Here is a 19,383-nt window from a genome sequence, read left to right as displayed (position 1 = left end):
CCACACGTTCAGTGCGGGGCGGCCGGCCAAGGAAGCACAAGGCCCGACGCCGAAAGCCGAAGGCCCAGGCCCAAGGTCTACTTCCGGTTGTACAACCGCATCGTGATCGGGCCGAAGACCAGCACGAACAGGCCGGCCCAGCCCAGCGACCAGGCGACCTCGGCGGTCGGCCAGTCACCGCCCATCAGACCGCGCACCGCCGACGCCAGATGGGTGATGGGGCTGTTGTTGACGAAGGCCTGGAGCCAGCCCGGCATGGTCTTCGGGTCGACGAAGACGTTGGACAGGAAGGTGAGCGGGAAGATCACCATCATGCTGACGCCCATCACCGACTTCTCGGTGCGCAGCATCAGCCCGAACATGGTCCAGATCCACGAGAAGGCGAACGAGAAGAGCACCAGCAGGGCGATCCCGGCGAGCACACCGCCGATCCCGCCGCCCGGCCGGTAGCCGAGGATGATGCCGACGGTGAGCATCACCACGGACGCGATCGTGTACCGCAGGGCGTCGCCGAGCAGGTAGCCGACCATCGTCGAGGGCCGCCAGATCGGCAGGCTGCGGAACCGGTCGAAGACGCCCTTCTCGATGTCGGTGTTGACCGAGACGCCCGTGTACATCGTGATCATCACGACCGACATCACGAGGATGCCCGGCAGCAGGAACTGGATGTACTCCTTCGGCGAGCCGGCCAGCGCCCCGCCGAACAGGTACGTGTACATCAGCACCATCATGATCGGGAACGCCGTGACGTCGAAGAGCTGCTCCGGCACGTGCTTGATCTTGAGGATCGCCCGCCAGCCGAAGGTCATCGAGGTCGACCAGGCGCTGGGCCGGGGCGGACGCTCCTTGGAGATGAGCAGCGCGGCGAGGGATTCGGCGCTGACCGGGGCCAGTTCCTTGGTCTCGGTGGTCGTGGTGCTCATGCCGCCACCTCGTCCTTCGGGTCGTGTGAGGGGCCGGAGCCGTCGCTGTGGCCGGAGTCGTGTGTGTCGTGCCCGGTGAGGGCCAGGAACACCTCGTCCAGGCTGGGCTGGCCCAGCGAGAAGTTGTCGACGGTGATCCCGGCGTGGACCAGCTCGCTCAGCGCGCTGGACGCCTGCTGCGCGGCGCTGTCGTCGCTCGCCGCCGCACCCAGGCGGGCGGTCAGGGCCACCGGGTCGTGCTCCAGCTGCACCTGCGCGTGGAGGGCCCGGCGCAGCAGGTCCGCTGCCAGGTCCCGTTGGTCCGGATCTCGCAGCCGTAGATGGACGGATCCGGCGCCGACGGACGACTTCAGCTCGCCCTTGGTGCCCTCGGCGATCACCCGGCCGCGGTCGATGACGGCGATCCGGGACGCCAGCTGGTCGGCCTCGTCCAGATACTGCGTGGTCAGCAGCACGGTGGTGCCCTGGGCGACGACGGCCCGCACGATGTCCCAGACCTGGTTGCGGCTGCGCGGGTCGAGGCCGGTGGTCGGCTCGTCGAGGAACAGCAGGTCGGGGGTGTTGAGGATGGACGCGGCGATGTCGATGCGGCGCCGCATGCCGCCCGAGTAGTGCTTGACCTGCTTCCCGGCCGCCTCCGTGAGCCCGAAGGCCTCCAGGAGCTGGGCGGCACGGTCCCGGGCGGCCTTCTTGGGGTGGCCGAGCAGCCGGCCCAGCAGGACCAGGTTCTCGGTGCCGGTGAGGTCCTCGTCCACCGACGCGTACTGGCCGGTGAGGCTCACCCGGCCGCGCACCTCGTCGGCCTCGCGGACGATGTCGTGGCCGAAGACATGGGCCTCGCCGCCGTCCGGCCGCAGCAGTGTGGCGAGCATCTTCACGGTGGTGGTCTTGCCGGCGCCGTTCGGGCCGAGGACGCCGTAGACCGTGCCCGCGGGCACGGACAGGTCCACTCCGTCGACGGCCCTCGTCTCGCCGAAGGTCTTCACCAGACCCGCGGTCTCGATCGCCAGGCCGGACATCTGCGCGCTCATGCTTCGGGTCCTTCCGAGTACGTGGGCTACGCATGGGGAGACCTTTACCGTCACGCAAACTCATCGGTCCCGCACATGGATATTCGCCAGGACCGGTCCCATGACGGAGGCGGGGCCGGCCCGGGGGCGGAGGGAAGTCGGTCCGGCGACCGAGGAGTACCGTCCCCTTCATGCATGCGATCACGATTCCCGAACCTGGTGGGCCCGAGGCGCTGGTCTGGGACGAGGTCCCGGATCCCGTGCCCGGCGAGGGCGAGGTCCTGGTCGCGGTGGCGGCCGGTGCCGTCAACCGGGCCGACATCCTGCAGCGGCAGGGCTTCTACGACCCGCCGCCCGGCACGTCCCCCTACCCCGGCCTGGAGTGCTCCGGGCGGATCGCCGAGATCGGCCCCGGTGTCTCCGGCTGGAACGTCGGCGACGAGGTGTGCGCGCTGCTCTCCGGCGGCGGTTACGCCGAGAAGGTGGTCGTCCCGGCCGGGCAACTGCTGCCCGTGCCCGAGGGCGTCGGCCTGACGCGGGCCGCGGCCCTGCCCGAGGTGACCTGCACCGTCTGGTCGAACGTCTTCATGATCGCCCACCTGCGCCCGGGCGAGACGCTGCTCGTGCACGGCGGTTCCAGCGGCATCGGCACGATGGCGATCCAGCTCGCCAAGGCCGTCGGTGCGCGGGTGGCGGTCACGGCCGGGACGAAGGAGAAGCTGGACCGGTGCGCCGAACTGGGCGCCGACATCCTGGTCAACTACCGCGAGCAGGACTTCGTCGAGGAGGTCAGGAAGGCCACGGACGGCGCCGGTGCCGACATCATCCTCGACAACATGGGCGCCAAGTACCTGGAGCGCAACGTCAGGGCCCTCGCCGTCAACGGCCGGCTCGCGATCATCGGCATGCAGGGCGGCGTCAAGGGCGAGCTGAACATCGGCGCCCTGCTCGCCAAGCGCGCGGCGATCAGCGCGACGTCCCTGCGCGCCCGGCCGCTGGAGGAGAAGGCGGCCATCGTCGCGGCGGTGCGGGAACACGTCTGGCCCCTGTTCGCAGGCGGCCATCTGCGCCCGGTCGTCGACCGCGAGCTCCCGATGCCGGAGGCGGCCGCCGCCCACCGGGTCGTGGAGGAGAGCGGCCACATCGGCAAGGTGCTGCTGATCACGCCGCAGGGCGCCTGAGGGCGCAGGCTCTAGACCCGCCGCAGCCGCAGGGCGAAGAAGGCGAGGCCGAGGCCGAGGCCGATCAGCACCAGGCCGCTGCCCAGCGGCAGGATGCGCAGGACAGGCCCGACGGGGCGCTCGGCGCGCGCGGTGGCGGCTTCCCCTGCGGGCTGCTCCGTCGGGGCGGAGGGCTCGGGGACGGCTTCCCGGGGCTCCTCGGGGGCGGCGGTGGCCTCACCGGCGCCCCGCTCCCGGTCGGGGTCCGCCGGCCGTCCCGGCCGCTCCCGCCCCTCACCGGCCCGGCTCCCGGCCCTCGAGGGCTCGCCCGTGGCGGAGGGAGCGGAGGGCGTGGAGGGCGCGGCGAGAGCACGGCCCCCGGGGGCGTCGTACGCGAGGACAGAGCCGTACGACAGCACGGAGCCGTACGACCGGACGGACTGGACAGCTCCGTACGAGGCGCCGGCCCCGTACGGTGAGACGACCGCACCCGCCCCCAGGGCGACCACCAGTCCCGTCGCCCGCAGTGCGCGTTGCCATGGAGTCACGTTGGTGACCCCCTCCCGCCGTGCCCGGTAGGGCAAGATCGGCAAGTTCGGTCAGATCGAGGCAACAAGCCTCACATCGCCCCACTCGTCCGGCACTCCGGGTTCGGCCGACAGGCGGAATCGCCGCACGAGCCGGATTCACCCTTTGGTGAGCAACCCGGGGCCCGGCCCACACGTCTCCTCCAGGACGGTGGATCAGCCTCCCGCGGGGGCACCACGAAGGTGAGGTGCAGGCGTGCGAGAGAATGGCGACATGGAGATGCCGAGGAACGAAAGGTCGCCGGAGAACCCGCAGATCCTGGTCGTGGGCCAGGACGGCATGGCGCTCAGCGGCGGCGGCGGAGACGAGGACTCCCGCGAGACTCCGGTCACGGAACAGGTGGAGCAGCCCGCGAAGGTCATGCGGATCGGCAGCATGATCAAGCAGCTTCTGGAGGAGGTGCGTGTGGCTCCCCTGGACGAGGCCAGCCGGGTGCGGCTCAAGGAGATCCACGCCAGCTCGGTGAAGGAGCTGGAGGACGGTCTGGCCCCCGAGCTGGTCGAGGAGCTGGAGCGGCTCTCCCTGCCGTTCACGGACGAGGCGACCCCGAGCGACGCGGAGCTGCGCATCGCGCAGGCCCAGCTGGTGGGCTGGCTGGAGGGGCTTTTCCACGGGATCCAGACCACGCTGTTCGCGCAGCAGATGGCGGCCCGCGCCCAGCTGGAGCAGATGCGCCGCGCCCTCCCGCCGGGCGTCGGCCATGACGGTCTCGACGAGCAGCACCCGGGCGGCCGTTCGGCGGGCCGTACGGGCGGGCCGTACCTGTAACGCGTCCGCGTACCGGCCGTGCGAAGGGCCCGGCAGCCTCGGCTGCCGGGCCCTTCGCACGAGCAGGTCAGGACGGGGGGTTGCCCGTGGAGACGCCGAGCTCGATCTCGGGCATGTTCTCCGGGTCCACGTCGGTGCCGGCGGACGGGAACTGGTTCATGACCGTGCCGTCGCCGTAGGTGTTCTCGTCCAGGTCGTTGATCTTCTTTTCCCAGCCGGCGGCCTGGAGGCAGGCCTTGACCGAGGTGATGTTCTTGAACTTGAAGTCGGGCATCCGGATCTTGTCGGGGTCGTTGTACGACTCCTGCGGCTCCGTGCACTCCTCGGTGTCGATCGTCTTCGAGGTGTCCGGCCCGCGGTAGCCCGGCTTCTTGGCCGCCGAGGCCGACGCACTCGCGCTGTTGCCCCCGCCGCCCTGCTCGCCCTCGCTGCCGCCGCCGTTCATCAGCAGGGCGGCGACCAGGCCGCCGACCGCGACGACGGACACCACGATCGAGCCGATGATCACCGGCTTGTTGCTCTTGCCGCCGGCCGAGGAGACCGGCGCGGTCTGCGGCGTGAGGTTGTACGGCGGCGGGGTCGACGGACCGGGCTGCGGGGAGTACGCGGCGGGCGACGGCGTCTGGTAGCCGCCCTGCTGCGGGTAGCCGTACGCCGGGGACGGCGCCGCCGGGCCGGGCGTGCCGTAGGGGTTCGGGGGCGGGGTCGGCTGGTACGGCGTCTGCACCTGGCCCGACGGCGCCGGGGTCGCCTGGTCGACCGGAGGGAACACGGCCGATCCGACGCCCGCGCCGCTCGGGGTCTGCGCGCCCGGCACGATGCTCGGCGGGGTGGGCTGGAAGGACGACGCCACGCGCAGGCACTCGTCGCGCATGGCCTCGGCGCTCGGGAAGCGCTCGTTCGGGTTCTTCTTCAACGCGCGGGCGATCAGCGCGTCCACGGCCGGGGGCAGCGCGCGGTTGACCGAGGACGGGACCGGCGGCTCCTCCTGCACGTGCGCATACGCTATGGCCAGCGGCGAGTCGGCCTCGAACGGCAGCCGCCCGGTGACCAGTTGGAACAGCATGATGCCGACCGAGTACAGGTCGGAGCGGGCGTCCACACCGCGGCCGAGGGCCTGTTCCGGCGAGAGGTACTGAGGGGTGCCGACGACCATGCCGGTCTGTGTCATCGACGTCACACCCGACTGCATGGCGCGGGCGATGCCGAAGTCCATGACCTTGACCACGCCGCGCTTGGTCATCATCACGTTGCCCGGCTTGATGTCCCGGTGGACCAGGCCCATCTCGTGGCTGATCTCCAGCGCGGCGAGCACGTCCGCGGTGATCTTCAGCGCCTTGTCGGCGGGCATCGCGCCCTGCTGCCGCACGTCCTCGTCGAGCACGGAGCCGAGCGGGCGGCCCTCGACGTACTCCATGACGATGTACGGCGTCGTCATGGAGTCGAGGGTGTCCTCGCCGGTGTCGAAGACCGAGACGATGTTGGTGTGCGTGAGCTTGGCCACGGACTGGGCCTCGCGGCGGAACCGCTCGCGGAAGGCCTGTTCCCGGCCGAGATCGGTGTGAAGTGTCTTGATCGCGACCTGCCGGTCGAGCACGCTGTCGTAGGCGAGGTGCACCGAGGCCATGCCGCCCTGGCCGAGGAGATCACGCAGCTGGTAGCGGCCATTGGCGAGCGCCCGCCCCGTGTACTGGCCCTGTGCGCCGTCCTGGCTCATGTCCCGTTTCCCCCGTAGCCCTTGAGGCGCCGCCGACTGTCGCTGATCCGACGCTGATCCGCGTGATCCAAACCGCCATTCCCGGCCAAGTCTGCCCCAGGGCACAGACACGTCAAGCTCGGTGCCCGTTCCGTGACCGTACGCGAAGGAAGCGTCGCGGAAGCGTTACAGGGGACGTACGGCCGGTGCACAGAATTTGCACGACAGTACGGAGTGAAGGTTTCATGACGCGTCCGTCCCGTGCCGGTCCTGGCACCCCGTCTCGGACCGGAGGCTTGCGCGGAGGCTGTAGCGTGGCCGACGGAGACCGTAACAACACCGCGCGCACCGCGGGCAGAAACGACGGCGAGGACTGATGGCACAGCAGCAGCGCGCTCAGGGCCCGTCCGAACCCGAGGCGACTGGCGGCGGCATGTCGGACGCGCCGGAGTCCTGGGGTAACGGCGGGCTGGTCGGGGACGGCCGGTACCGGCTGACCCGCAGACTCGGCCGGGGCGGCATGGCCGAGGTGTTCGCCGCCGAGGACGTCCGCCTCGGGCGCACCGTCGCTGTCAAGCTGCTCCGTTCCGACCTCGCCGAGGACCCGGTGTCCAAGGCGCGCTTCACGCGCGAGGCCCAGTCGGTCGCCGGCCTCAACCACCACGCGATCGTCGCCGTGTACGACTCCGGCGAGGACATCGTCGGCGGCCAGTCCGTGCCCTACATCGTCATGGAACTGGTCGAGGGCCGCACGATCCGCGACCTGCTGCTGAACGCCGAGGCGCCGGGCCCCGAGCAGGCCCTGATCATCGTTTCGGGCGTCCTGGAGGCGCTCGCCTATTCGCACCAGCACGGCATCGTGCACCGCGACATCAAGCCGGCCAACGTCATCATCACGCACAACGGCGCCGTGAAGGTGATGGACTTCGGCATCGCCCGCGCCCTGCACGGCGCGCAGTCCACGATGACGCAGACCGGCATGGTCATGGGCACCCCCCAGTACCTGTCCCCCGAGCAGGCGCTCGGCAAGGCCGTCGACCACCGCTCCGACCTGTACGCGACGGGCTGCCTGCTCTACGAACTGCTCTCGCTGCGCCCGCCGTTCACCGGCGAGACCCCGCTGTCGGTGGTCTACCAGCACGTCCAGGACATCCCGACGCCTCCTTCCGAGGCCTCCGACGCCTGCCCGCCCGAGCTCGACGGCCTCGTCATGCGCTCCCTCGCCAAGGAGCCGGACGACCGCTTCCAGACGGCCGAGGAGATGCGCGGGCTGGTCCAGTACGCGCTGCAGATGCTCTACGACCAGGGCGGCCACACCGGCACCTGGAACACCGGCCCGGTCGACATGCACGAGGGCCGGCACACCCCGTCGGGAGGTTTCGCCGGCACGGCCGTGATGGGCCACCCCGGGGACGTCTCCGGCACCGCGCAGATCCCGTCGCCGATCCTGCCCGCCGGTTACGGCAGCGGGGACGACGGCGGCTTCGAGGGCCACGGCAACAAGGGGGGCGGCCGCGGCAAGCTGTGGATCCTCGCCGTGCTCGCGGTGATCGCCGTCGCGGCGGGTGTCGCCCTGGCGCTCCAGAACACCGGCGACGACTCGAAGGGCCCCGGCACCAAGGAGTCGCCGACCACCTCGCAGACGACGGAGAAGAAGTCGCCCAGCGAGACGCCGAGCGACGAGCCGACCGACGAGCCGACCGACACGTCCACGGACAACGGCACCGGCACGAGCTCCGGCGGCGGCGAGTGGACGCCGTCGTACTCCCCGAGCTACACGCCGTCGCAGAGCGCTCCCGAGACGCCCACCGGCCAGCCGACGGGCCAGCCGACCACCCAGGAGCCGACCGACGAGCCCACGGACCCGCAGCCCACGGACCCGGAGACGCCGACGGACCCGACGGGCGGTGGCGACGGGGGCGCCACGAGCGGTGTCGTCGGAGGCCCGGGCGGCGGAGAGGGCTGACCCGGGGCCGGTCCCCCGACCGGACGGCCGGGACCAAACGGATGATCCACGCGCGCGTGGGACCCGGAAACGGGCTCCACGCGCGCGTGCCGTTTCGGCGCGCCGGAAAGTGGACTCTTCCCGTGACCTGGGTCACCGGGTTAACGTGCGGTTGCTCCGGCCTCCTGCAAGGCTGTGACCAGGGCCCCTTCCACACCTTCCCGATTTACTTGGATATCCAAGCAAAATCGCAGGTCAGACGGGGTTTCACAGAAATGTGATGCACTGGGTAACGTGCCCTTTGCAGGGCGCTCGCCGGGGCACCTGTCACGCCTGTTCCCGGTCGAGTGGCACCCACCCCGTGCCCCGGTGGCCGAGAACAGGTGAGCCGCACTGGCCTACCGGCAACCCCGGGGGCCGGACCGACGGAGGAGCACACGTGACCGTGGAGAGCACTGCCGCGCGCACACCGCGACGCAGCGCCGGAAGCAAGGCCGGCACCACCGGCACCAAGCGCACCACCCGCACGACCGCCAAGAAGGACGCCGGCACCGAGCCCCAGCTCGTGCAGCTGCTGACGCCCGAGGGCAAGCGCGTCAAGAACGCCGAGTACGACAAGTACGTCGCCGGTGTCACCCCGGAAGAGCTCCGCGGCCTGTACCGCGACATGGTGCTCACCCGCCGCTTCGACGCCGAGGCGACCTCCCTGCAGCGCCAGGGCGAGCTGGGCCTGTGGGCCTCGCTGCTCGGCCAGGAGGCCGCCCAGATCGGCTCCGGCCGGGCCCTGCGCGACGACGACTACGTCTTCCCCACCTACCGTGAGCACGGCGTCGCCTGGTGCCGCGGCGTGGACCCGACCAATCTGCTCGGCATGTTCCGCGGGGTGAACAACGGCGGCTGGGACCCCAACGGCAACAACTTCCAGCTCTACACGATCGTCATCGGCTCCCAGACGCTGCACGCCACCGGCTACGCCATGGGCATCGCCAAGGACGGCGCCGACAGCGCGGTGATCGCCTACTTCGGCGACGGCGCCTCCAGCCAGGGCGACGTCGCCGAATCGTTCACCTTCTCCGCGGTCTACAACGCCCCCGTCGTGTTCTTCTGCCAGAACAACCAGTGGGCCATCTCCGAGCCGACCGAGAAGCAGTCCCGCGTGCCGATCTACCAGCGCGCGCAGGGCTTCGGCTTCCCGGGCGTGCGCGTGGACGGCAACGACGTGCTCGGCTGCCTCGCGGTCACCCGGTGGGCCCTGGAGCGGGCCCGCTCCGGCGAGGGCCCGACCCTCGTCGAGGCGTTCACCTACCGCATGGGCGCCCACACCACCTCCGACGACCCGACCCGGTACCGGGGCGACGAGGAGCGCCAGGCCTGGGAGGCCAAGGACCCGATCCTGCGCCTTCGCCGCTACCTGGAGGGCTCGAACCACGCGGACGAGGGATTCTTCGCGGAACTGGAGGCCGAGTCCGAGGCGTTGGGCAAACGAGTGCGCGAGGCGGTCCGTGCCATGCCGGACCCGGACCACTTCGCCATCTTCGAGAACGTCTACGCGGACGGACACGCGCTGGTCGACGAGGAGCGCGCCCAGTTCGCCGCCTACCAGGCGTCGTTCGCCGACGAGGGGGGTAACTGAGATGGCCGACAAGATGGCTCTGGCCAAGGCGATCAACGAGTCGCTGCGCCGCGCCCTGGACTCCGACCCCAAGGTCCTGATCATGGGTGAGGACGTCGGCAAGCTCGGCGGTGTCTTCCGGGTGACGGACGGCCTCCAGAAGGACTTCGGCGAGAGCCGCGTCATCGACACCCCGCTGGCCGAGTCGGGCATCGTCGGCACGGCGATCGGCCTGGCCCTGCGCGGCTACCGCCCGGTGGTGGAGATCCAGTTCGACGGCTTCGTCTTCCCGGCCTACGACCAGATCGTCACGCAGCTCGCGAAGATGCACGCCCGCTCGCTGGGCAAGGTCAAGCTCCCGGTCGTCGTCCGCATCCCCTACGGCGGCGGCATCGGCGCCGTGGAGCACCACTCGGAGTCCCCCGAGTCGCTGTTCGCGCACGTGGCGGGCCTGAAGATCGTCAGTCCGTCGAACGCGTCGGACGCCTACTGGATGATGCAGCAGGCCATCCAGAGCGACGACCCGGTGATCTTCTTCGAGCCCAAGCGCCGCTACTGGGACAAGGGCGAGGTCAACACCGAGGCGATCCCGGGCCCGCTGCACAAGGCCCAGGTGGTCCGCGCGGGCACCGACCTGACCCTCGCCGCCTACGGCCCGATGGTGAAGCTCTGCCAGGAGGTCGCCGACGCGGCCGCCGAGGAGGGCAGGAACCTGGAGGTTCTCGACCTGCGCTCGGTCTCCCCGATCGACTTCGACTCGATCCAGGCGTCGGTGGAGAAGACGCGCCGCCTGGTCGTCGTCCACGAGGCACCGGTGTTCTTCGGCTCCGGCGCGGAGATCGCCGCGCGGATCACGGAGCGCTGCTTCTACCACCTGGAGGCCCCGGTGCTCCGGGTGGGCGGCTATCACGCGCCGTACCCGCCGGCCCGCCTGGAGGAGGAGTACCTGCCGAACCTGGACCGGGTGCTGGATGCCGTCGACCGCTCGCTGGCGTACTGAGGAGAGGGTCGTGACGACGATGACGGAAGCGTCCGTACGCGAGTTCAAGATGCCCGACGTGGGCGAGGGGCTCACCGAGGCGGAGATCCTCAAGTGGTTCGTCCAGCCCGGCGACACGGTGACGGACGGCCAGGTGGTGTGCGAGGTCGAGACGGCGAAGGCGGCCGTCGAGCTGCCCATCCCGTACGACGGCGTGGTCCGGGAGCTGCACTTCCCGGAGGGCACCACGGTCGACGTGGGCACGGCGATCATCGCGGTGGACGTGAGCGGAGGGGCCGCCCCCGCCGCCGAGCAGTCCGCCGCAGAGCAGCCCGCGCCCACCGCCGAGCAGCCAGCGGCGCCCCGGCCCGCGGAGGAGCCGAAGGTGGAGGGCTCCGGCCGCCAGCCGGTCCTGGTCGGCTACGGGGTGGCGGCGTCGTCCACCCGCCGTCGCCCGCGCAAGGGCCCGGAGGTCCCGGTCCAGCAGGCCTCGACGGCGATCCAGACGGAGCTGAACGGCCACGGGGCGGCGCCCCCGGCCGCCGCCGCCGTGAAGGCACGCCCCCTGGCCAAGCCCCCGGTCCGCAAGCTGGCCAAGGACCTGGGCGTCGATCTGGCGACGGTCGTCCCGACCGGCCCGGACGGCGTCATCACCCGCGAGGACGTGCACGCGGCGGTGGCCGAGCCGCGGACACCGCAGCCGGAGGCCCCCGCTGCCGCCGTCCCGGCCGCCGCCCCGGCGGTGGTGTCGTACGACACCACCCGTGAGACCCGTGTCCCGATCAAGGGCGTCCGCAAGGCGACGGCGGCGGCGATGGTCGGCTCGGCCTTCACCGCGCCGCACGTCACGGAGTTCGTGACCGTCGACGTGACGCGCACGATGAAGCTGGTCGAGGAGCTGAAGGAGGACAAGGAGTTCGCGGGCCTGCGCGTGAACCCCCTCCTGCTGATCGCCAAGGCGCTGCTCGTCGCGATCAAGCGGAACCCGGACATCAACGCGTCCTGGGACGAGGCCGCCCAGGAGATCGTGGTCAAGCACTATGTGAACCTGGGCATCGCGGCCGCGACCCCGCGCGGCCTGATCGTGCCGAACATCAAGGACGCCCACGCCAAGACGCTGCCGCAGCTGGCCGAGTCGCTGGGCGAGCTGGTGTCGACGGCCAGGGACGGCAAGACCTCCCCGGCGGCCATGCAGGGCGGCACGGTGACGATCACCAACGTCGGCGTCTTCGGCGTCGACACGGGCACGCCGATCCTCAACCCCGGCGAGTCCGCGATCCTCGCGGTCGGTGCGATCAAGCTCCAGCCGTGGGTCCACAAGGGCAAGGTGAAGCCCCGTCAGGTCACCACGCTGGCGCTGTCGTTCGACCACCGCCTGGTCGACGGGGAGCTGGGCTCCAAGGTCCTGGCGGACGTGGCGGCGATCCTGGAGCAGCCGAAGCGCCTGATCACCTGGGCGTGAGCCGGCCGCGGCGGCCCCCTGCCCATCGGGCGGGGGGCCGTCGGCGTCTGCCGGAGGGTTAACCAGCGGTACGCCGAAGAGCACAAGAAGCCCCTCGGACCCGCCCAAGTACCCCACAGTAAGCGGTTTAGCCGGACATACGATCACTCTTCATGCGCGACCCCATGGTGCTCAGGGCCCAGAGATTCGTGAACTCCGTCTACGGCAGCCGCATCGGTACGACCGTGGAGGAAACCGGCGAGACCGACTGGGCGACCCTGTACGCCCTGACCCGTGCCCTCCAGTACGAGCTGGGCATCACGGCACTGTCCGACAACTTCGGCCCCACCACGCTCTCGACGCTGACCGCCAAGTACCCCGAGCTGAACGCGGACACCGTCCCCTCCCCCGACTTCTGCCGCATCATCCAGTCCGGCCTGTACTGCAAGGGCTACGACGGCGGCGACCTGGACGGCACGTACGGCGGGCGGGTCGAGGCGGCCGTCACGAAGCTCAAGACCGACATGGGCGTCGAACAGGCCTTCCCCGGCCCCGATCTGACGCCCAAGGTGTTCAAGGCGCTGCTCACGATGGACTCGTACGTCCTCAACACCTCCGGCACCCGGCAGGTCCGTGAGGTGCAGCGGTGGCTCAACGGGCGTTACCTGAACCGGCAGGACTTCTTCGTCATCGCCTGCGACGGGCGCGTCTCCCGGGACCTGGCCCGGGCGCTGGTCTTCGGCACGCAGTACGACCTCGGCATGGCCGACGGCACCGCGAACGGCAACTTCGGGCCCGGCACCCAGTCGGCCCTGAAGGCGCACCCCGTGCGGCAGGGCGACAAGGGCGTCTACGTCCAGCTGTTCTCCGCCGGGATGGTCGTGAACCGGCGGCCCGTCGCCCTCACCGACACCTTCGACGCCTACCTCGCCGCGGCGGTCCGCTCCTTCCAGACCTTCGTCGCTCTCCCGGCAACGGGCGAGGGCGACTTCTCCACCTTCGCCTCCCTCCTGGCGTCCTACGGCGACCAGTCGCGCCAGGGCAAGGCCTGCGACACCGTCTCCGAGGTCACCCCGGCGCGGGCGGCGACGCTCAAGGCCGCCGGTATCACGTACGTGGGCCGCTACCTCACCAACCCGAGCGCCACCTCCCTGCCGGAGAAGGCCATCCAGCCGGGCGAGTTGCAGGTCATCGCCCAGCACGGCCTGCGCTGCTTCCCGATCTACCAGACGGTCGACAACGACGCCTCGGACTTCGACTACGTCGCCGGGCGGACGGCTGGATACGCGGCGGTCAACGCCGCCCTCGACCACGGCTTCAAGAGGGGGACCCGGATCTTCTTCGCCGTCGACTTCGACGCGATCGACGCCGAGATCACCGCGAGCGTCCTGCCCCACTTCAAGGGCATCAAGGAGGCGATGGCGGACTCCGGCCACCCGTACGAGATCGGGGTCTACGGCTCCCGCAACGTCTGCGCGCAGGTCGGCGCGGCGGGCTACTCGACGGCGAGCTTCGTGGCCGACATGTCCCCGGGCTTCGACGGCAACGCCGGGCGCCCGCTGCCGAAGGACTGGGCCTACGACCAGTTCGTCATCCGCACCCTCGGCTCGGGCGACGGACAGCTGGAGGTCGACGTCGACATCGCCTCGGGCCGCGACACCGGGCAGGGCTCGTTCAACCGGCCGCGGCCCGCCGTCCCGGACGTCGCCCTCGACGAACGCCAGGTGCCGGCGCTGCGGGCCGACCTCGCGCGCTACATGCGGTCGATCGGACGCCCGGACCTGGGCGGCGTCGGCAGTGACGCGAGGCTCTACACCAACGCCCAGGCGGTCGAGGCGATCCAGGACCAGGACGGGCTGATCACCGAGCTGTCCAACACGTACCAGATGCGCAAGGCGCTGATCCAGACGGCCGTCTACTGGGCGATGCGCGACTACAGCCTCGCCGACCAGGCCACGGACCAGCAGGTGGCCGACCACCACCTGACGGGCTCCGGGCAGGTCAGGGACTCGCACACCGGCATCGGGCAGATCAGCGGCTCCGACGCCATCCAGGCCTGGAACCACTGCATCGGCTGGGGCTACACCACCGGCGACCACCGCGACCCGGCCAAGGACGCCGACCTGTGGTCCGTGTGGCAGCAGCTGAGCAAGGACAACGCGTTCAGCGTGCGCACGGCGGCCCTGGTCCACCTGTGGGGCGTCCGCGGCAGGCCGGGCGGTCAGCTGCCGCCCGGCGACCGGGTCACCACCCCGAGGTCCATGCGCCTGGACCTCGCCGAGTTCGAGATCACCGAGCTGCTGCGCCGCTACCGGGCCTGGGACCCCGACGTGGAGGCGCAGACCCACCAGAGCCTGGCCGTCTACCAGATCTTCGAGAAGTACAACAGCATCGCCCGCAACGCGTGAATCGCTGGAATGAGAGCCCGTTGAACCTCAACCTCCCCCACATTCCCCGTCTCACCCGCAGACGGTCCGGACCGGCCGCCGCGCATCGCCGCGGTCTGTCCCGCCGCGCCCTGCTCGGCCGTGTCGCCGCCGTCGGCGGTGCCGTGGGCGTCGCCGCCCTGCCCGTCTCGCACTTCCTGTCACAGGCGTACGCCGACGCGCGCAACCCCATTCCGGGCCGCGTACGGGACGCCCTGCGCAGCGCGCAGGACCGGACCCAGCGCGTGCTGGCCGGTTCGCGCTCCCGCAACGGCTGGGAGATGGAGAACGTCGCGGACGACGGCGGCACCGTCTACACCCGCCCCGTGCCCGGCACCCCGCTCAAGGGCATCGCCGTCCGCATGGGCGACGTCGAGACCGTCCTCGTCCACCTGGTGCGCCGGTTCCACTACGAGGTCGACACCCTGCGCCGGGGCGACGTCGTCGGCTGGCACGACCCGTCAAACGTCGGCAAGGGCCGGCCGGAGTCCAACCTTGCGTCCGGCACGGCGGTGCGGATCCGGCCGGGCTTCTACCCGCGCGGTGCCCGGGGCGGCTTCTTCCCACAGCAGGAGGTCGTGATCCGCGACATCCTCGCCGAACTCGACGGAGTCGTCCGCTGGGGCGGCGACGACCCCACGCCCGACGAGTCCCTGTTCTCCATCGACGTACGGCCCGGAGACAAGCGGCTGGCCCAGGTCGCGGCGCGGGTCCGGGGCTGGCAGCTGGAGCCGGGAGCCGGTGCGGGCGCACCGGTGAACGTGCTGGCCGGTGGCCGGCGCAAGGCGGCCCGGGCGCTGGAGCGCCGTCAGCGCACCGCTGCGTGACGAGCGAAGGCGAGCGAAGGCGAGCGAAGGGGGGCTCACCGCCGACGGCGGTGAGCCCCCCTTTCGTGGTGCCCGTCCTGCTTCTCCCGCTGCTACTTCGCGAAGCCGTAGTTCAGCAGCTTCGTCGCGTCCGACTTCCGCGTGGTCGCGTTGGTCGAGGCGAGGACCGTGCCGATGACCGTCTTGCCGTTCCGGGTGGCGGCGAAGACCAGGCAGTACTTGGCCTCCGGGCCGGAACCGGTCTTCACGCCGATCGCGCCGGTGTAGCTCGCGAGCAGCGGGTTGGTGTTCTCCCACGGCGCCATCGTCCGCGTGCCGCCGGACTTGGTGGTCGTCTTCGCCGTGTACTTCTTCGTCTTGACGACCGTGCGGAACGTGGAGTTCTTCATGGCGCTGCTGGCGATCTTCGTCAGGTCGCGCGGCGTGGAGTAGTTGCTGCCCTTGCCGATGCCGTCGAACGAGTCGAAGTGGGTGTTCTTCAGACCCAGGTCCTTGGCGGTGGTGTTCATCTTGCCGATGAACGACTTCACGCGCGCCGCCCGCGTCGAGCCCGAGCCGAACTTGTCGGCGAGCGCGTACGCCGCGTCGCAGCCGGACGGCAGCATCAGCCCGTACAGCAGCTGGCGGACGGTGACCTTGTCGCCGACGATCAGCTTGGCGTTCGACGCCCAGTTGTTGTCGACGATGTAGTCGCTGTACGCCTTCTGGATCGTGACCTTGCTGTCCAGGTTGAGGTTCGGCTGCTTCAGCACCACCAGGGCGGTCATGATCTTGGTGGTCGAGCCGGTGGAGCGGCGCGTGTCGGCAGCCTTGGTGTAGAGCGACTTGCCGGTCGCGTTGTTCATCACGTAGCCGCCCTTGGCGGCGATCGTGGGCGCCGTGGCGGCCTGCGCCGGCGCAACGGTGAGGGCTCCGGTCGCGAGCATGGCGCCGGTGGTGACGGCGACGGCCGCGGCTCTGCGGAGACGGGTGCCCTTAATGCCGGTTATCAAGTGAAGTACCCCGATTGCGTTGAATGCCCCAGGCGTGCGGCCGAATTGAGGACGAGGGGAAAGGGGCCGCACGTGTCTGACTCGTAACTAGCACATGAGGTTGTGCCGTTGCCGAGGGGGACCCGCCCTTTGCCACAGATGTGTGACATTCACGTCCGCATACTGGACGGATGCATCCATGGGTACCTGTTGTATCTATGCTGTCGGCATGACCCTGGCCGTGAAGCAACCGCCCGCCGCCGACCGCGTCTACACCCACGTCAAACAGGGTGTCCTGGAGCGCCGTTACGAGGGCGGGACCCTGCTCACCGAGGGCGAGCTCGCCGAGGCCGTGGGGGTCTCGCGCACGCCGGTGCGCGAGGCGCTGCTCCGGCTGGAGGCCGAGGGGCTGATCCGGCTCTACCCGAAGAAGGGCGCCCTCGTCCTGCCGGTCTCCGCCCAGGAGATCGCCGACGTCGTCGAGACGCGGCTGCTCGTCGAGGAGCACGCGGCGCGCAAGGCGGTGCCCGCGCCCGCCGGGCTCATCGAGCGCCTGGAGGAGCTGCTGGCCCGGCAGAAGAAGCAGGCCGCCGCCGGAGACCTCGCCGGAGCCGCCGTCACCGACCGCTGCTTCCACGCCGAGATCGTCCGCAGCGGCGGCAACGAGATCCTCTCCCGGCTCTACGACCAGCTGCGCGACCGCCAGTTGCGGATGGGCGTCGCCGTCATGCACTCCCACCCCGACCGGATCGCCAAGACCCTCGCCGAGCACGAGGAGATCCTCGACGCGCTGCGCGCCGGGGACGCCGAGGCGGCCGTCGGGCTGGTCCACCGGCACGTCAGCTGGTTCTCGCACCTGGCCCGGGGGGAGGTCCGATGAGCTCCACCACGCTGCCGAACGATCCTCCCCCAGAGGGGGCGCCCCCAGGCGGCCGGCGGGCCCTGGCCGTCTGGGGCATCGGCGTCTCGGTCTACTTCGTCGCGGTCATCTTCCGCACGTCCCTGGGCGTGGCCGGGCTCGACGCGGCCGACCGCTTCCACGTCAACGCCTCCGCGCTCTCCACGTTCTCCATCCTGCAGCTGCTGGTCTACGCGGGCATGCAGATACCCGTCGGCCTGCTCGTCGACCGGCTCGGCACCAAGAAGGTCCTGGCCCTCGGGGCGGTGCTGTTCACGGCCGGGCAGCTGGGCTTCGCGTTCTCCCCCTCGTACGGCATGGCGCTCGCCTCCCGGGCGCTGCTCGGCTGCGGTGACGCGCTGACGTTCATCAGCGTGCTGCGGCTGGGCAGCCGGTGGTTCCCGGCCCGGCGCGGGCCGCTCGTCGCCCAGTTCGCGGGGTTGGTGGGCATGGCGGGCAACCTCGTCTCCACGCTCGTCCTCGCCCGGCTGCTGCACGGCATCGGCTGGACGCCGGCCTTCGCGGGCAGCGCGGTCGCCGGGGCCGTGGTGTTCGTCCTGGTGCTGCTGTTCCTGAAGGACCACCCGGAGGGCCACGAGCCGGAGCCGCTCCCGCACCAGGGCGCGGCCTACGTACGGCGGCAGATCGCCGCCGCCTGGCGGGAGCCGGGGACGCGGCTCGGACTCTGGGTGCACTTCACGACCCAGTTCCCGGCGATGGTGTTCCTGCTGCTGTGGGGCCTGCCGTTCCTCGTCGAGGCACAGGGACTGTCCCGGGCCACGGCCGGCGAGCTCCTCACCCTGGTCGTGCTGTCGAACATGGTCGTCGGCCTGGTCTACGGGCAGATCGTCGCCCGGCACCACGGGGCACGGCTGCCGCTCGCGCTCGGCACGGTCGGGACGACGGCGGCCCTGTGGGCGGCGACGCTGGCCTACCCCGGCCCGCACGCCCCGATGTGGCTGCTGATCGTGCTGTGCTCGGTGCTCGGGGCATGCGGGCCCGCGTCGATGATCGGCTTCGACTTCGCCCGTCCGGCGAATCCGCCCGAGCGGCAGGGCACGGCCTCCGGCATCACCAACATGGGCGGCTTCGTGGCCTCCATGACCACGCTGTTCGCGGTCGGGGTGCTGCTGGACGCCACCGGCGACGACTACACCGTGGCCTTCTCGGTGGTGTTCGTCCTCCAGACGCTCGGGGTCACGCAGATCCTGCGGCTGCGGAAGCAGGCGGCCCGGCGCGAGCGGGAACGGCTGGTGGCGAGCCGGGTGGAGACGGTGCACGTGCCCGCGTAGGCGGTCACCGGGCCACCGGTACGAGGGTGAGGTACGCGAGCCCGAGGACGCCGCGGTAGGTGAGCCAGGCGGTTCGGTGGCGGTCGGCGCGCTCCCGGGTCTCGGCGGCCAGCGGGTGGCCGGGGTGCTGGGCGAGCCACACCTCGGTGTCCGCCAGGTACGCCGACTCGAACTCCTCCCACTCGTCGAGGCTCGCGGTCTGTGTCCATTCCGGTCTGAACCCGGCCTCGATGGCCAGGCCGACGAGGGTGGCGAGGTCGGGGTGGTCGGTGACGGCGGCGTCCGGCCACATGCGGGACAGTTCGGCGGGAGTCGGGGTGCGCTGCCAGAACCCTTCGCCGAGCAGGACGCGGCCGTGGTCGGAGACGAGGCCGCGTAGTTCTTCGAGGGCCGCGGGGAGTTCGCCGCTGAGGGCTTGGCTCGCGCCCACGCACAGGACGAGGTCGGCGGGGCCGTGCGAGGTGCCGGTGGCGGATTCCTCGAGGAAGCGGGCCCGGGGTGCCAGTCCGCGTTCCTCGGCGGCTCTCTGCCCTCGGGCCAGGTCCTCGGCGTTGATGTCGATGCCGGTGCCCGTTGCCTCCGGCAGGGCCGTCAGGAGGCGCAGCATGAGTTCGCCCCAGCCGCAGCCGATGTCCAGGACGGTTGCGGGGGCGTTGCGGGCGAGGCGCGCCACGAGCTGATCTGCCCGGGCCTCGGACAACGGGCCGTGGAAGGTGAGGCGGGTGTGGCGGGGTGGGGTTGTCATGCTCGGGGACGCTACGGCGGGGAGCGGGGCAGCGGCATGGGGTTTTCCGGTACTGCACGTCGGTGCCGGGGCCGGGTGGGTGCGCAGCCCGGCGGAGCGGGG

The 19,383-nt window shown here is 71.0% G+C and carries 16 protein-coding genes; 10 read left to right on the top strand and 6 right to left on the bottom strand.

Going from position 1 to position 19,383, the window contains the following annotated elements; genetic code table 11:
- Positions 1-77 precede the first annotated feature (77 nt).
- Together GTY47_RS17375 and GTY47_RS17370 are read right to left on the bottom strand one after the other, a co-directional pair.
- Positions 78-923, bottom strand: coding sequence for an ABC transporter permease (locus tag GTY47_RS17375; protein ID WP_010032526.1), 846 nt, complete (start codon positions 921-923; stop codon positions 78-80).
- On the bottom strand, positions 920-1,954 hold the full coding sequence (locus GTY47_RS17370; RefSeq protein WP_010032525.1) for an ATP-binding cassette domain-containing protein: 1,035 nt from the start codon (positions 1,952-1,954) through the stop codon (positions 920-922). The genes GTY47_RS17375 and GTY47_RS17370 overlap by 4 nt, the downstream gene beginning before the upstream one ends.
- A gap of 170 nt (positions 1,955-2,124) precedes the next feature.
- Between GTY47_RS17370 and GTY47_RS17365 the strand changes: the two genes are divergently transcribed.
- Positions 2,125-3,114 (top strand): NAD(P)H-quinone oxidoreductase, encoded by a 990-nt coding sequence (locus GTY47_RS17365; protein WP_010032524.1) that lies wholly within the window; start codon positions 2,125-2,127, stop codon positions 3,112-3,114.
- Positions 3,115-3,125: 11 nt separating this feature from the next.
- Here GTY47_RS17365 and GTY47_RS17360 read toward each other — a convergent pair whose 3' ends face one another.
- Positions 3,126-3,641 (bottom strand): hypothetical protein, encoded by a 516-nt coding sequence (locus GTY47_RS17360; RefSeq protein ID WP_102515019.1) that lies wholly within the window; start codon positions 3,639-3,641, stop codon positions 3,126-3,128.
- A 253-nt stretch (positions 3,642-3,894) separates the two neighbouring features.
- Between GTY47_RS17360 and GTY47_RS17355 the strand changes: the two genes are divergently transcribed.
- On the top strand, positions 3,895-4,449 hold the full coding sequence (locus GTY47_RS17355; protein ID WP_010032522.1) for a bacterial proteasome activator family protein: 555 nt from the start codon (positions 3,895-3,897) through the stop codon (positions 4,447-4,449).
- Positions 4,450-4,516: 67 nt separating this feature from the next.
- Here the strand turns inward: GTY47_RS17355 and GTY47_RS17350 are convergent, their stop codons facing one another.
- Positions 4,517-6,166 carry a protein kinase gene (locus GTY47_RS17350; protein ID WP_010032519.1) on the bottom strand — a complete coding sequence of 550 codons (1,650 nt, stop codon included), beginning with the start codon at positions 6,164-6,166 and terminating at the stop codon, positions 4,517-4,519.
- Between the two features lie 355 nt (positions 6,167-6,521).
- On the opposite strand from GTY47_RS17350, the gene GTY47_RS17345 reads away from it, so the two are divergent.
- The 6 genes from GTY47_RS17345 to GTY47_RS17320 all read left to right on the top strand — a co-directional run bounded on the left by GTY47_RS17345 (position 6,522) and on the right by GTY47_RS17320 (position 15,375).
- Entirely contained in the window at positions 6,522-8,111 is a 1,590-nt protein-coding gene (locus GTY47_RS17345; protein ID WP_010032515.1) for a protein kinase, read from the top strand.
- A 418-nt stretch (positions 8,112-8,529) separates the two neighbouring features.
- Complete coding sequence (gene pdhA / locus GTY47_RS17340) at positions 8,530-9,723, top strand: pyruvate dehydrogenase (acetyl-transferring) E1 component subunit alpha (RefSeq protein WP_010032514.1); 1,194 nt, start codon at positions 8,530-8,532, stop codon at positions 9,721-9,723.
- Position 9,724: 1 nt separating this feature from the next.
- Complete coding sequence (locus GTY47_RS17335; RefSeq protein WP_010032512.1) at positions 9,725-10,702, top strand: alpha-ketoacid dehydrogenase subunit beta; 978 nt, start codon at positions 9,725-9,727, stop codon at positions 10,700-10,702.
- Positions 10,703-10,712: 10 nt separating this feature from the next.
- Positions 10,713-12,143, top strand: coding sequence for a dihydrolipoamide acetyltransferase family protein (locus GTY47_RS17330; protein WP_010032511.1), 1,431 nt, complete (start codon positions 10,713-10,715; stop codon positions 12,141-12,143).
- A 152-nt stretch (positions 12,144-12,295) separates the two neighbouring features.
- Positions 12,296-14,530 (top strand): glycoside hydrolase domain-containing protein, encoded by a 2,235-nt coding sequence (locus tag GTY47_RS17325; RefSeq protein ID WP_010032510.1) that lies wholly within the window; start codon positions 12,296-12,298, stop codon positions 14,528-14,530.
- Positions 14,531-14,640: 110 nt separating this feature from the next.
- Positions 14,641-15,375, top strand: a complete 735-nt coding sequence (locus GTY47_RS17320) for a hypothetical protein (RefSeq protein WP_029180668.1) — start codon at positions 14,641-14,643, stop codon at positions 15,373-15,375.
- Positions 15,376-15,467: 92 nt separating this feature from the next.
- Here the strand turns inward: GTY47_RS17320 and GTY47_RS17315 are convergent, their stop codons facing one another.
- Positions 15,468-16,367, bottom strand: coding sequence for a serine hydrolase (locus tag GTY47_RS17315; RefSeq protein ID WP_029180667.1), 900 nt, complete (start codon positions 16,365-16,367; stop codon positions 15,468-15,470).
- A 208-nt stretch (positions 16,368-16,575) separates the two neighbouring features.
- Between GTY47_RS17315 and GTY47_RS17310 the strand changes: the two genes are divergently transcribed.
- Together GTY47_RS17310 and GTY47_RS17305 are read left to right on the top strand one after the other, a co-directional pair.
- Positions 16,576-17,226 (top strand): GntR family transcriptional regulator, encoded by a 651-nt coding sequence (locus GTY47_RS17310; protein WP_010032507.1) that lies wholly within the window; start codon positions 16,576-16,578, stop codon positions 17,224-17,226.
- Positions 17,223-18,536 carry an MFS transporter gene (locus tag GTY47_RS17305; RefSeq protein WP_010032505.1) on the top strand — a complete coding sequence of 438 codons (1,314 nt, stop codon included), beginning with the start codon at positions 17,223-17,225 and terminating at the stop codon, positions 18,534-18,536. Before GTY47_RS17310 ends, GTY47_RS17305 begins: the two co-directional genes overlap by 4 nt.
- A gap of 4 nt (positions 18,537-18,540) precedes the next feature.
- On the opposite strand, the gene GTY47_RS17300 is transcribed toward GTY47_RS17305, so the two are convergent.
- The gene (locus tag GTY47_RS17300) at positions 18,541-19,281 is read right to left on the bottom strand and encodes a class I SAM-dependent methyltransferase (protein ID WP_040902353.1); all 741 of its coding nucleotides are present in this window, start codon (positions 19,279-19,281) and stop codon (positions 18,541-18,543) included.
- Positions 19,282-19,383 lie beyond the last annotated feature (102 nt).

It is taken from the genome of Streptomyces sp. SID5464 (genome assembly GCF_009862985.1).
Taxonomy (GTDB): domain Bacteria; phylum Actinomycetota; class Actinomycetes; order Streptomycetales; family Streptomycetaceae; genus Streptomyces; species Streptomyces chartreusis_D.
This window is presented reverse-complemented; position numbering and strand designations above follow the sequence as displayed.